The following is a 13683-nucleotide window of genomic DNA, read 5'->3' on the forward strand; positions in this document are numbered from 1 at the left end:
GTCGAAGGCGGCCCGGTCGGCGGCGGTCATGGTCGCGTAATCGCCCCCGGCGGATGTGCCGTTGAGCGAGTCCTTCGCCGTGTGGTACTCCAGGGCATCGCGGGTCAGGTCCATGAAGGCTTGCTCCAGCGACGGCTGCCGGGGCGTGAGCTCATGCAGCTCCACCGCACCGGCCGCGGCCAGCGCGCCGATCTCGGCCGCGTCCACCCCGGTCACCACCAGGCCGTCCGCGCCGTCCGCACGCACCTCCGCCGCCGAGGACAGCAGCCGGCGCAGCGATTCCGTCTGCGGGCTGCGCACCAGGACCTCACGGCCCGAGTGCGCGTCGATGAACGTGGCCATGGCGGTGTCCGCGATCAGCCGTCCGCGGCCGATGACGATGAGGTGGTCGGCGGTGAGCTCCATCTCGCTCATCAGATGGCTGGACATCAGCACCGCGCGCCCCTCGGCGGCCATCCGCCGCATCAGCCCGCGGATCCAGACGATCCCCTCCGGGTCGAGACCGTTGAGCGGCTCGTCGAAAACGAGCACCGGGGGGTCGCCCAGCAGCGCCGCCGCGATGCCGAGGCGCTGCCGCATGCCGAGCGAGAACGTCCCGGCCCTGCGGCGAGCCACGCCCTCCAGACCCACCTCCGCCAGCACCTTCGCCACTCGGCCACGGGGGATCCCATTGCAGGCCGCGAGAGCCAGCAGATGGTGGTAGGCCGTGCGGCTGGGCAGCACCGCGCCCGCGTCCAGCAGTGCGCCGACGGCCTCCAACGGCGCGGGCTGCGCGGAATACGGGCGCCCGCCAACGGTGGCGGTTCCCGAACTCGCGGCGTCCAGGCCCAGGATCATCCGCAGCGTGGTCGACTTGCCCGCGCCGTTGGGACCGAGAAACCCGGTCACCTCCCCCGGGCGGACGGCGAACGTCAGGCCGTCGACGGCCACCACCTTGCCGTAGCGCTTGGTCAGTCCGCTTACTTCGATCATCATGACTCCAGGGCCGAGGCGGGTGCGCGGTACCGCTGCGTGCGCAGGAGGAGGACGACCACCACGGCGGCGGCCACGAACGCGATGGCCGCCATGGCGATGTAACTGTGCACACCCAGGGCCGAGTTCACCGTGTCTCCGGCCACGACCGTGTTGGTGGACTTGAGCACGGCCGAACCCATGAACTTCAGGATCACCGCCCCGGTCGCCACCATCACCATGACCATGCTGGACACCACACCCTGCCGTTCCGGGGGTGCGAGCGTCGCCGCCATGTTGAAGCCGGCGGTCACGAGCGTTCCCGCGGTGAGGCTCAGCAGGAAGGAGCAGACGACCGCGAGAGCGAGCACGGAGTCCCCGAGGAACATCCCGATGGTCCCCACCGTTCCGATCGCGACTCCGCCCGCCAGTGCCACGGCCGGTCCGACGCGGGTGCTGAGCACCCCGGCCAGGGTGCCGCCGAGCACGATGCCGATCGCCGGTATGCCGTACAGCAGGCCCAGCGCCCCCGGGGCGGCGAGTCCGTACCCGAGGTCCTGATCCGCCGAGACCTTGGCGATGAGGCCGAAGAGCGTGAGCATGCTCTGGTACGCGCCGGTTCCGAAGACGACAACGAGCAGCGTGAGCACCAGCGGCCTGCCGAGGTTCCTGATGTCGATCACGGGTTCGGGAATCCGGCTCGCCACCAGGAACCACCGGGCCAGTGCCGCGGCGCCAGCGATGAGGAGGGCGAGCGGGCCCACGGTGAACCAGCCGAACTCCGACCCGAGGCTCACATAGCTGAGCACCGCCGCCAGCCCGCCACCGAGGAGAACGGCCCCGGCGATGTCGGCCTTGCCCGGTGTCCTGAGCGTGGACTGGGGAACGAGGCGGTGCACCAGGACCGCCGCGATGGCCGCGAAGACCGCCGACGCGACGAACACGCTCCGCCAGCCGAACGCCGTGGCCGTCAACTCGAAGAGGGCGGGCATGACGATGCTGAGGAGCGCGGAGCCGGAGGTCACGATGCCCGTGACGACCATCGCCATGTCCGGTGCGCACATGTCGCGGATGAGGGCGACCGTGAGGAACACGGCTCCCACGGCCGCGCCCTGGAGCAGGCGGCCGAAGATGAACACCCAGAGGTTGGGAGCGACGAGGCACACCAGGGCACCCGCCAGGGCGGTGAGCAACGTCGCCACCAGCACTCCGCGCTTGCCGTGGATATCGGCGCTCTTTCCGAGCAGTGGCGCCCACATCGCTCCCGCCAGCAGCGAGCTGGCGTCGATCCACGCCGACTGATCGGTGCCGAAGTGGTCGAGCATCTCGGGTAGGACGAGGAGCGGTGCGGTGACGACGGTGTCCACCATGGTGTTCACCAGAATCAGGATGGCCACCTGGCCGATGAGCCGTCTGTTCCACCTCGTGTGCTTGTGCTGTTCGCCGCTGAGCGGTCCCGCGTCGGTGCCGGTGCTCGTGCCGGTACCGGTGCTCGTGCCGGCGCTGCCAATGCTGCCGTTCGGCATGAAGCGCTCTTCCTTCTGTCCCTCTGGACCTGGTCGCGGTCGCCCGACATCGTCGTGGCGCGTCGCATCACAGTGATCCGCTGTTCTGGGACAGCTCTGCACGAGTCTGGGTGTGTGATGTGAACCGGAAGCCGGGCCCGGGGGAATCCGGCAGGTCGCGGCAGCCGACCGGCCGGTGATTCACAGAAACTCACAGAAAGCGGCCGCCCGGGCCGCACCTGATTACGCTGCACCCATGAGTGAGCTGATCAGGATCCCCGCTCCGGACGGGGTCGCGCCCGCCGCCCAGTACTCCCATGTCGTCCAGGGCACCGGGCACTTCGTGGCCATCTCCGGCCAGATCGCCCTGGACGAGGCGGGCGACATCGTCGGCGAGGGCGACCCGGCGGCCCAGGCCCGCCAGGTCTTCGAGAATCTGCGGCGCTGCCTCGCCGCCGCCGGTGCCACCTTCGACGATGTGATCAAGCTGACGTACTTCGTCACGGACATGGCCCATATGCCGGCCATCCGCGAAGCCCGCGCCGCCTGCATACCCGACGACCGGCTGCCCGCCGCCTCGGCGGTGCAGGTCGTCTCGCTGGTGCGGCCGGAGCTCCTGATGGAGATCGAGGCATTCGCGGTGGTGGCCGGGTGACCATCGAGGACCACACGTGGATCGCCTACGAGACGTCGTCGGCGATCCGGTGTCGCAGCTGGTCGTAGGCCCAGGCGGCGAGGGTGGTCGGGGTGGTGGTCCGGAGGGTGCGGGGCTGCTCGGGCGCGAAGTCTTCGCGTAGGCCGGTCGACATGCCGAGCACGGCCTCGACCAGGCTCTCGGTCATCCCCGCCCGGCCCAGTCGCGCGCGCATGGCGTCGTCGGTGATCCGCTCGACGCCGATCCGGCGACCGGTGGCGGCGGTGAGGATGTCGCCGACCTGTCGCCAGGTGAGGTCGGCGGGCCCGTGAACCGCCTGTACGACCCGGCCGGACCAGGCGGGGGACAGCAGACGGGCGGCGGCGACCTCGGCGATGTCGCGTGGCGCCACCCACGCCATGGGCTGGTCGAGCGGCAGGATCACCTGGAGGGTGCCGGCGCGCAGGGCCTCGAGCTCGAATTCGAGGTTGCTGAAGAAGTAGCCGCAGCGCAGATGGGTGACGTCGGCGCCCGTGCCGTCCAAGGCGATCTCGGTCTGTGCCAGGCCGTCGATCTCACCGGCACCATGACGCTTCTCGGCGCCGACGCTGCTCTGGAACACGACGCGGCCGATCCGGTTCTCGGTGACGGCGCGGACCACGCCGCTGGTGGCGCGGGCGTACTCGGTGAGGGGATCCCCGTGGCCACTGGTCGGGTTGACCCAGAACAGCGCGTCGACGTCGCGGGTGGCGGCCACCACCGCGTCGGCGTCGTACTGGTCGACCGGCACCGCGTCCACCTCGTCCCGGAGATCGGGTGCCAGCCGCCCGGGGTCGCGCGGCAGGACGCGCGGCCGGACGCCGGCGCGGACGAGTGCGGCGACGACGTGGCGGCCGACGTTTCCGGTCGGGGTGGTGACGGCGATCCGCATGGTTGCTTCCTCTCATCGATGGCTCGACCGCACCCTAGGAACCAAGGCGGCCCGAAGCTGTCCTCCTCTCCTGGAAGGCTGAGGGAATGGAGCTCGATCCCACGATCAGGACCTTGACCATGCTGACGCTGCTGCAGTCAGGGGGCGAGTGGACGGCCACCGAGCTGGCCGGACGGCTCGGCGCGAGCGTCCGCACCGTGCGCCGCGACGCCCAGCGGCTGCGCCGTCTCGGGTACACCGTCGAGGCCCGCCCGGGACCGGGCAGTGCCTACCGGCTGAGCCCCGGGACCAGGATTCCGCCGCTGCTGTTCACCGCCGACGAGATCACCGCGCTGGTGGCCGGGCTGCGTCTGATCCGCGCGTTCCTCCCCGAGGAGGCGGTCGCGTCAAGCGCGCTGCTCAAGCTGGACCAAGTGCTGCCCCGCCCGCTGCGACGCCGCGCGGCCGCCACCGACCTGGCCACCGAGGTGCTGCAGCAGCCCGGCGCCGCGGTCTCGGCGGCGATCGTCGGTGTGATCGCCGATGCGGTGGCCGAGGACGGCAGACTCCGCTTCCACTACACCGACCAGCACGGCCGCCCCTCCACCCGGCTGGTCGAGCCGTACCGCCACTTCCTGCGCGCCGGACACTGGTACCTCGTGGCGTTCGATGTCGACCGGGACGACTGGCGCACCTTCCGCCTCGACCGGATCACCGACATCTCACGGGTGGCGGGCACCTTCCGGCCGCACACGTTCCCCGATGAGTCCATCGAGCACTGGCTGACCACCGACTTCGGCCGCGCCACTCACGGTGTGGCGTGACGTTCCGGGACATCCGAACCGAAGGTCCGCCGGTAGGCGGAGGGCGTGGTGCCGAGGGCGTCGCGGAAGCGGGCACGGAGGTTGGTGCTGGTACCGAGGCCGCTCTGGGCGGCGATCCGCTCGATGCCGAGGTCGGTGACTTCGAGGAGTTCGCGGGCGTGGTTGACGCGCGCGGTGAGCAGCCACTGATGCGGGGTGATGCCGGTTTCCTGGCGCCACATGCGGACCAGGGTGCGGGTGGAGACGCGGGCGTGGCGGGCGAGAACCTCCAGTGTGAGGGGTTCGTCGAGGTGGTTCAGGGCCCAGTCGCGGGTGTCGGCGAGGGTGCGCGCGGTGGGCTCGGGCAGGGACTGGGCGATGTACTGCGCCTGGCCGCCGTCGCGGTGCGGTGCGGCCACCAGCTCGCGGGCGATGTCGTTGGCGACGGCGGCGCCGAGGTCCTTGCGGACGATGTGGAGACACAGATCGATGCCCGCGGTCACACCCGCGGAGGTCAGCAGCGGATCGTCGTCGATGTAGAGGACATCGCGGTCCACCCGGATCCGGGGGTAGAGCGTTTCGAGTTCGTCGGCGCTGGCCCAGTGCGTGGTCACCGTACGGCCGTCGAGCAGCCCCGCCGCGGCGAGGGCGAAGGCGCCGGTGCAGATGGAGGCGATACGGGCGCCCCGGCTGAAGGCGAGCTTCAGGGCCGCCGTCACCTCGGGCGCCGGTGGCCGCTGATACTCCCAGTAGCCGGGCACGATGATCGTGTCCGCCTGCGCCAGGGCCGACAGCCCGGCGGTGTCCCCGACCGTGAACCCGGTGCTGGTCATGACGCTGCCACGGGCTCCGCCGCACACCGTGAGTTCGTACGGCGTGTTGGGCCGTGCGTTGAAGATCTGCGTCGGGATGCCGAGGTCGATGGGGAGGACCCGGGGCAGCACCAGGACCGCGATGCGATGAGGGACCATGGCCCCAATATTACGGCCGTAACTTTCCCGCCACGCCGGACAGCCGGGCGGAGACCCGCGGAGACCCGCGGTGGTCACCGGTGGCCACCGGTGACCGTGTCCCGAAAGTTGCGAAGGGTGGCATACGAGCGTGTGGTCGATCGAGAAGCGCTGGACGACGATCAAGCCATGAGCAGCGTGACCACCACGAAAACCCCCATCGGCCGGTACTTCGACGTCAAGGACGGCCGGGTCTACGGCCACGTCCGCGAGGGCGACGGACCGGCCCTGGTCTTCCTCCACTACTGGGGCGGCTCCCACCGCACCTGGCGGCCGGTCATCGAGCGCCTCAGCCCCACCCAGGCTTTCGTCTCGTACGACCACCGCGGCTGGGGCGAGTCCACCGAGGTACCCGGCCCCTACGGCATGGAGCGACTCGCCGACGACGCCGAGCGCGTCATCGAGGAACTGGGCTACGGCGCATGCGTCGTGGTGGGCCACTCGATGGGCGGAAAGGTGGCCCAGGTGCTGGCCTCCCGCCGCCCTGCCGGACTGAAGGGCGTGGTGCTCGTCGCACCCGCTCCGCCGGCTCCGGTCGGTGTGACGCGGGAGTTCCAGGAGGCGCTGGCGCATGCCTACGACAACGACGAGACCATCGACCGCAGCATCGATCTCGTCCTGACCAGCGGCGAGCTGTCCGCGGAGGCGCGCCGCCAGGTGCACGAGGACAGCTCCCGGGCGGGCGAGGCGGCGCGTATGGCGTGGCCGCGCGAGGCGCTGGTCGAGGACTTCGCGGACCGGGTCGGCGCGATCGACGTTCCCGTACTGGTGCTGGCCGGGAGCGACGACAAGGTGGACCCGCCGCATGTCCTGCGCGACCACCTGCTGCCGCTGATCCCCACGGCCACCCTCGCCGAACTCGGCGGCACCGGCCACCTGTCGCCACTGGAGGTGCCCGACCAGATCGCCTCCCACATCAGCGCGTTCGTCGCCCGGCTCCAGAGCGGCCCAGCCCCTCGGCCCGCCGTCCCGAGGGGCTCGGGCGGACCGGTCGCGGCGGATGCGCCACGTTGACCGCGGCCGTGCCGCTCGGCTATCCACGGGTCAAGGACCCTTATCGAGAGGACACCCACCGTTGTCAGACATCCACGCCGATGGCACCGTGCCCGGCTTCGGTATCGACGCCATCCACGAGGCCGCGCGGCGCCTGACCGGCCATGTGGTCCGGACGCCGCTGCTCAACTCCCCGATGCTGGACGACCTCGTCGGCGCCCGCGTCCTGGTCAAGGCCGAATGTCTCCAGCTGACCGGCTCGTTCAAGGTGCGCGGGGCGCTCAACGCGCTGCTCACCCTGGACGAGGACGCCCGCCGCGCCGGGATCGTGGCCTACTCCGCCGGTAACCACGGGCAGGGCGTGGCCGCCGCGGCGCGGCTCGCCGGGTGCCCCGCGGTCATCGTCATGCCGAACACCGCCCCCCGTATCAAGGTCGACAACTGCCGCTGGTGGGGCGCCGAGACGGTGCTGTACGACCCGCGGGCCGAGGACCGGGAAGAGGTCGCCCGGAAGATCCTCGAGGAGCGCGGGATGACGCTGATCCCGCCGTTCGACGACCCCCGCGTCATGGCCGGGCAGGGCACCGTCGGCCTGGAGATCGCCGAGCAGGCGCGCGAACTGGGCCTGACCCCGGACACGGTCCTGGTGAACTGCAGCGGCGGCGGGCTGGCCGCCGGTGTGATCACCGCGCTCGGCGACGCGTTCCCCGGCCTCGCGAACCACATCGTCGAACCGGCGGGCTTCGACAAGATGGCCCGGTCCCTCGCGACCGGCCGCGTATGCGCCAACCCCCACCCGCCCGGCGGCCTCATGGACGCCATCTCCGGCCCGGTGGCCGGTGCCCGCCCCCTGGCCGTCCTCCGCCGCCACGACGTGACCGGCCTGACCGCGACCGACGAGGAGGCCCTGGCCGCCATGGCCACGGCCCACCGCCTCCTCAAGATCGTGGTCGAGCCGGGCGCCGCCGCGGCCCTGGCGGCGGTGGTGTCCGGGAAGGTGGACGTCCGGGGCAAGGTCGTGGCGCTCGTGGCCTCGGGCGGCAACGTCGATCCGGCCGTCTACCGCAGGGCCCTGGCGGACTGAAACCGTTCACCGAGGAGCACTACGCCGACATCGCCCCGGCGGGGAAGACCGGTGGGCGATGTGCCGCCCAGGGGCGTTCCGCTTCCAGCTGCGCCGCCACGCACACCAGCAGATCCTCCCGTCCGTACGCCGCGGCCAGCTGGATACCGATAGGTGTGCCGGACTCGGTCAGCGCCGCCGGCACCGCGATCGCGGGCTGGCCCGTGGTGTTGAACGGCGCGGTGAAGGCGAGCACGTCCACCGACCTCTGGAGGCCGTCGGGCTCCCGCCACGGCCACCCCACCGGCTTGGGCGGGGTGGCGAACACCGGGCTCAGCAGCAGGTCGAACTCCTGCCACCAGCGGGCCATGGCGGCCCGGAGCCCGCTCTGCCAGACGAGGGCGTCGGCGAGCTCAAGACCCGTGATCTCCCGCCCGCGCCGCACCCAGAACCAGGTGACGGGGTCGAGGTCGCCGGGGCCGGGCTCCTCGCCGAGCTCCCTGGCCAGCGCCTCGACGCTCTGTGCCGCGGTGACACTCAGCGCGTCGAAGAACGCCGTGAGGCACCGGGGATCCAGCATGGGGGCGGGGTGTGCCTCCTCGACCTCGTGCCCGAGCCGCTCGAGTATCCGGGCCGTGTCGAGAACGGCCTCCCGCACCGCGCCCACGACCTGAGGCGTGTGGTCGGGAGCATGGGCGAGGACACCGACCCTGAGCCGCCCCGGATCACGGCCGGCCATCGCGGTCAGACCGCCCGGAGGCAGGGGCGCGGGGCCACCCAGGTCCCCGGGCGCGCCACCGCTCACCGCGTCCAGCACCGCCGCCGTGTCCCGCACGGTCCGGGTGACCACGGCCGGGACGCTGTGCCCCCACCTGCTGGGCCTGCCCGGACCCGCGCTGACGCGCCCCGCGCTGGGCTTCAGGCCCACCAGGTGGCAGAACGCGGCCGGCATCCGGATCGAGCCGCCGCCGTCTCCGCCCTGGGCCATGGGCACCATGCCCGCGGCGACCGAGGCCGACGCGCCACCTGATGAACCACCCGGGGTGACATCCGTACGCCACGGGTTCCGCGTCACCCCGTGGACCCGGCTCTCGCTCACCGAGAGCAGGCCGAACTCCGGCGCCGAGGTCTGGCCGACGACGATGAAACCCGCCGCCTTGAGCCGCCGGTTGACCACGGCGTCCTCCCGCGCGACCCGGCCGTGCCCGGCCACCCACGCGGATCCGAAGTTGGCCGGGTCGCCCTCGCTGTCGCTGAGGGACTTCGTCAGCGTGGGCACTCCGGCGAACGGGGTGTCCCGGGGCACCCGGTCCGCCTCCGCGAGCGCCCGCTCATACCGCCGGTGCGTGATCGCGTTGAGCTGAGGATCGGTTTCCTCGATGCGCTCGATGGCGGCCTCGACGAGTTCCCGGGGGGACACCTCGCCCCGCCGGACCAGGTCCGCCTGGGCCAGTGCGTCCATCGTGGCCAGGGTGGTCATGTGGTTCTCTCCCGTTCTGTCTGTGTGTCTGGCACCGGAAACGTTCACCGGTCCGCTGAGCGGTCCGGATCGATGGCGGTCGACGCGAGACGGCCATAACGTCCCAGCCTCGACCGACGACGGAGGCGCCATGCTCCGCACCGAGCCGTGCCGCCACGCCCCGATGCGCGAGGACTCGGCCGACCGGGTCGCCCCGTCACCTCAAGCCGATGTGCGCACCGGGCCCCAGCGGCAGACCGAACCCGTAGAAGACGCCCAGGATCGCCAGCCACACCACCAGGAACGGCACGGCGAAGACCGAGAGCCGGGCGATGAGGGTGCCGAGGCGGGCCTCGGGTTCGTACTGGCGGAGCATGGCGAGGATCAGGAAGAGGTACGGGTTCATCGGCGTGAGGATGCCGGTGGCGGAGTCCCCGATGCGGAAGGCCGCCTGGCTGAGCGCGGGGCTCATCCCGAGCAGCATGAACGCGGGGACGAAGATGGGCCCGGCCAGGGACCACAGGGCGGAGCCGGAGACGATGAAGAGGTTGAGGCAGGCGGTCAGCAGGACGAACGCCACGATGACCCAGAATCCGGTGAGCCCGATGGAGTTGAGGGACGCGGCGGCCTTCACGGCGAGCAGGATGCCGACGTTGGACCAGTTGAAGAGCGCGATGACCTGGGCCGCCACGAACATCATGACGAGATAGCCGGACATGGCCTTCAACGAGTCGGAGACGGCCGTGATCAGCTCCTCGGCGCTCGTGACGGTCCGGGCCGCCATGGCGTAGGTGATCCCGGCCAGGAGGAAGCCGCAGAACACGATCGGGACCATGCCGGTGAGGACCGGGGACGGCAGCAGGGCCCCGCCCTCGCCGCGCAGCGGAGCTCCCGAGGGCAGCCACAGGGCGAGGATCGCCGCCAGATATACGGCGACGACGAGCGTGGTGCGGCGCAGGCCGCGGCGCTGGGCGGGGGTGAGCGTCAGATCCTCCGGCTCGGGCTCGCCCTCGGCCGCCCGGTAGGGCCCGAGGCGCGGTTCGAGCACACGGCTGATGAGGAAACCGCCGAGCAGTCCGAGCACGACACTGCTGGCCGCGGTGAAGAAGTAATTGATGAGCAGATGGATGTGCAGTCCGTCGCCGACGGGGAGCGCCGAGGCCGCCTGCTGGGTGATGCCGACGTACGTGGCGTCGAGCGAGCCGACGGTGAACCCCGCGGCGTAACCCGCGCTGACGCAGGCGAAGGCACCGATGAGACCCGCCACCGGGTGGCGGCCCGCGCTCTTGAAGACCATGGCCGCCAGCGGCGGGAAGACGAGCGCGGCCACGTCGGTCATCACATGGGCCTGGCAGGCGAAGAGCGCCAGCGCGTACGGCAGTACGGCCTTGGGGGCGCGGGCCAGCGTGGCCCGCATCAGGGTGTTCAGCAGACCGGTCCGCTCCGCCAGCCCGACGGCCATGAACAGCGTCAGCACCGTACCGATGGGCGGGAAGGTGGCGAAGTTGAGGACCAGGTTCTCCAGCAGCCAGCGCAGCCCTTCGCCGGTGAGCAGGCCGGTGATGGGCTTGCTCTCGTCCGTGCCCGGCACCGCGGCGGAGACACCGGCGAGGTCCAGTGCGGTGGAGACGACGGCCAGCAGGGCGAAGAGCGCGGCGAACAGGATGACGGGGTTGGGGAGGGCGTTGCCCGCCCGCTCGACCAGGTCGAGCAGCCGGTCGAGGCCCCTGGGCCGTTGGCCCTTCGGGGACTTCGGGCCCTTCGCGTCCGGGGTCTGACCGTCCGGGACGGGGAGGCTGTGCAATGAGGACATCATGGCCGCCTTACGGCTGGGGTGACGGTGGCGGCCAGGGACAGCGGGTCCTTGCGGATCACACCGTCCTGAACGACGCAGACGATGTTGGCGGGGTCGCCGAGCAGACGGATGTCCGCGAGCGGATCGCCGTCGCACAGGATCAGGTCGGCGGTGCGCCCGGGGACGAGGGTGCCGAGCCGGCCGGCCAGGCCCAGGAGTTCGGCGGAGGTGCGGGTGCCGGCGACGATGGCCGCCATGGGGTCCATGCCGAGGTCCACCAGGTGGCCGAGCTCTGTGAGGTTCACCCCGTGCGGGGCGATCGCCGCGTCCGTGCCGAGTGCGATACGGGCGCCCCGCTCGATGGCCCGGGAGATGTTCTCCTTGGTGACACCGGCCCAGCGGGTCTTCTTCTGGTACTGGTACTCCGGCATCGTGTCCCTGTCGATGCTCGTGAACGCGGCGGACAGCGTCGGTACGACGAAGACACCACGCTCGCCCGCCAGCTCCAGCGCCCGCTCGTCCAGCCCGTAGCCGTGTTCGATGCTGGTGACCCCGCCGCGGATGGCGTTGAGGATGCCCGCGGTGCCCTGGGCGTGGGCGGCCACCGGGGTGCCGCCGTGCCGCCGCGCCTCGTCCACGACGGCACGGATCTCCTCCTCCCGAAGGCCTTCGTCCTCGGGCTGGTCGTAGGGGCTGGCCATACCGCCGGTGGCGCAGATCTTGATCACGTCGGCGCCCGCGCGCAGTACCTCGCGCACGGCGAGCCGGGCCTCGTCCACGGTGTCCGCGAGAGTGGCCATCTCGCCGCCGGTGAGATCGGTGCCGTCGAGCAGCCGGAAGTCGGCGTGGCCGCCGGTGTGGCCGATGATCCGTACGGCCGTGTGCAGCCGCGGGCCCACGATCCGGCCGGTCTCCACCGCGGTGCGGTATCCCGCGGACAGTCCGCCCAGGTCACGGGCGGTGGTGACACCCGCGTCGAGGGTTTCGCGCAACCGCGTGGCCGTATCGTACGTGACCAGCACCGGATCGAGTTCGCCACGGCGTCCGGGGTGGGCCCGGTGTGCGTACGCGAGGTGGACATGGCAGTCGAAGAAGCCGGGCAGCACGGTCCGGCCACCCGCGTCGATGTCCCGGACCGGGGACGTGGCCTCGGGCTCCGGAGGCTCCGTCGCGGTGGGTCCGGCGTAGGTGATGGTCCCCTCGGCGTCGACGGTGACGACGGCGTCGTCCACGGGGGAGGCGCCCGTGCCGTCGATGAGCCGGGCATGGTGGACGCGCAGAGCGGTCCTGGTGGTCCTGGCGGTCCTGGCGGTCTCGTGCGTCGTGGCATCCGTCATGGCGGGCGGAATCACTCCTCGGAATCTCAGGGGCAGGCGAATGGAGTGTGGAATGCGGAAGAATGACCCGCGCCGCGATGCAGCTTTGCGCCGCGAACCCCGGGAAACCCGCAGGAACGCGCCCCCTCGGACGGCGCAGGAATGTGCCTCACCGGAGCTGGACGAACTCGACCGCGGCATCGTGCACGCCCTGCAGATCCACCCCCGGGCCCCCTGGACGCTCGTCGGTGAGGTGCTCGGCGTCGACCCGGTGACGGCGGCGCGGCGCTGGCAGCGCCTGGAGGACGCGGGACTCGCCTGGGTGACCGCGCATCCGCGGCTGGCCAACTCCCTGGTCGTGGCGACCGGAGTCATCGAGGTCGACACGGACCCCGGTGCCGCGGCGAACGTGGCCATGGCGCTGGCGGCGGATCACGCGGTGGTCAACGTCAAACTCACGGCGGGCGGCCGCGATGTGATCGCCGAAGTGCAGGTCCGGGACCTCAACGAGCTGCTCCGCCTCACCACCCGGCTGTTCCAGGGGACACCCCGGGTGCGGGCGACCCGGGCGCACATCTCCACGGGCATGCCCACGGAGGGCAGCCGATGGCGGCTCCGCAGCCTGGACAGCGACCAGTGCGCGCGGATCGACGCGGCCCTGCCCCCGTCGGCCCGGCCGGAGAACGACACCGCCGCGGGCTGGGACGCCCTGGACGCGCGGCTCCTCGAACTGCTCAGCGCCGACGGCCGCATGTCGATGCGCAAGCTGGCGGCGGCCACCGATGTGGGCCTCACCACGGTGCGCCGCAGACTCCAGTCGCTGCTCCCGTCACGGATGAGCCTGCGCTGCGACCTCGCCCGCTCGCCGTTCGGATGGCCGCAGTCCGCGGTCTACTTCGCGTCCGTACCGGCCCAGCACCTGGAGGAGACGAGCCGTGTGCTGTCCGGCTTCCGCGAGGTCCGCGCGTGCGCGATCATGGCGGGCCCGCACAATCTGGTGGTCGATGTCTGGCTGCGCGGCCTGGGCGATGTGCACGCCTTCGAGGCACACCTCTCCCGGCGGCTGCCCCGGCTGACCATCGACGACCGTTCGCTGGTCCTGCGCACGGTCAAACACATGGGCCGGCTGCTGGACGAGGACGGCCGCTCCGTGGGCGTCGTCCCGCTGCTGCACCCGCACCCCCCGCGCCCGTCCGACCCGAGCCCGGCCCCGGTCCCCGAACGTCGATAGCCGTCCATGGCCG

At 71.7% G+C, this 13683-nt stretch carries 11 protein-coding genes and 1 pseudogene; 5 read left to right on the top strand and 7 right to left on the bottom strand.

Annotation, left to right across the window (positions count from 1 at the left end):
- Positions 1–63 precede the first annotated feature (63 nt).
- Positions 64–972 (bottom strand): annotated as a pseudogene (locus tag JK364_RS11755) (ABC transporter ATP-binding protein); the annotation flags it as partial.
- Positions 972–2477, bottom strand: coding sequence for an MFS transporter (locus tag JK364_RS11760; RefSeq protein WP_230991771.1), 1506 nt, complete (start codon positions 2475–2477; stop codon positions 972–974). The gene JK364_RS11760 and the pseudogene JK364_RS11755, both read right to left, overlap by 1 nt.
- Before the next feature lie 235 nt (positions 2478–2712).
- Here JK364_RS11760 and JK364_RS11765 point away from each other — a divergent pair, with 235 nt between their 5' ends.
- Positions 2713–3111, top strand: a complete 399-nt coding sequence (locus JK364_RS11765; protein WP_201850416.1) for a RidA family protein — start codon at positions 2713–2715, stop codon at positions 3109–3111.
- Between the two features lie 25 nt (positions 3112–3136).
- Here JK364_RS11765 and JK364_RS11770 read toward each other — a convergent pair whose 3' ends face one another.
- The gene (locus tag JK364_RS11770; RefSeq protein WP_201850418.1) at positions 3137–4021 is read right to left on the bottom strand and encodes an NAD(P)H-binding protein; all 885 of its coding nucleotides are present in this window, start codon (positions 4019–4021) and stop codon (positions 3137–3139) included.
- 119 nt (positions 4022–4140) lie between these two features.
- Here JK364_RS11770 and JK364_RS11775 point away from each other — a divergent pair, with 119 nt between their 5' ends.
- Entirely contained in the window at positions 4141–4824 is a 684-nt protein-coding gene (locus tag JK364_RS11775; protein WP_230991838.1) for a helix-turn-helix transcriptional regulator, read from the top strand.
- On the opposite strand, the gene JK364_RS11780 is transcribed toward JK364_RS11775, so the two are convergent.
- Positions 4809–5774 carry a GlxA family transcriptional regulator gene (locus JK364_RS11780; protein WP_201850422.1) on the bottom strand — a complete coding sequence of 322 codons (966 nt, stop codon included), beginning with the start codon at positions 5772–5774 and terminating at the stop codon, positions 4809–4811. The two genes, JK364_RS11775 and JK364_RS11780, sit on opposite strands and share 16 nt — an antisense overlap.
- Positions 5775–5942: 168 nt before the next feature.
- On the opposite strand from JK364_RS11780, the gene JK364_RS11785 reads away from it, so the two are divergent.
- Positions 5943–6827, top strand: a complete 885-nt coding sequence (locus tag JK364_RS11785) for an alpha/beta fold hydrolase (protein ID WP_201850424.1) — start codon at positions 5943–5945, stop codon at positions 6825–6827.
- Between the two features lie 61 nt (positions 6828–6888).
- On the top strand, positions 6889–7890 hold the full coding sequence (locus JK364_RS11790; RefSeq protein ID WP_230991772.1) for a threonine ammonia-lyase: 1002 nt from the start codon (positions 6889–6891) through the stop codon (positions 7888–7890).
- Between the two features lie 19 nt (positions 7891–7909).
- Here the strand turns inward: JK364_RS11790 and JK364_RS11795 are convergent, their stop codons facing one another.
- From JK364_RS11795 to JK364_RS11805, 3 genes are all read right to left on the bottom strand, one after another.
- Entirely contained in the window at positions 7910–9349 is a 1440-nt protein-coding gene (locus tag JK364_RS11795) for an amidase (protein WP_201850426.1), read from the bottom strand.
- 196 nt (positions 9350–9545) lie between these two features.
- The gene (locus JK364_RS11800) at positions 9546–11141 is read right to left on the bottom strand and encodes an AbgT family transporter (protein ID WP_201850428.1); all 1596 of its coding nucleotides are present in this window, start codon (positions 11139–11141) and stop codon (positions 9546–9548) included.
- On the bottom strand, positions 11141–12460 hold the full coding sequence (locus JK364_RS11805) for a metal-dependent hydrolase family protein (protein WP_201850430.1): 1320 nt from the start codon (positions 12458–12460) through the stop codon (positions 11141–11143). The genes JK364_RS11800 and JK364_RS11805 overlap by 1 nt, the downstream gene beginning before the upstream one ends.
- A 52-nt stretch (positions 12461–12512) precedes the next feature.
- On the opposite strand from JK364_RS11805, the gene JK364_RS11810 reads away from it, so the two are divergent.
- Positions 12513–13670 (top strand): Lrp/AsnC family transcriptional regulator, encoded by a 1158-nt coding sequence (locus JK364_RS11810; protein WP_230991773.1) that lies wholly within the window; start codon positions 12513–12515, stop codon positions 13668–13670.
- Positions 13671–13683: the final 13 nt, after the last annotated feature.

Source organism: Streptomyces endocoffeicus (assembly GCF_016741935.1).
Lineage (GTDB): Bacteria > Actinomycetota > Actinomycetes > Streptomycetales > Streptomycetaceae > Streptomyces > Streptomyces endocoffeicus.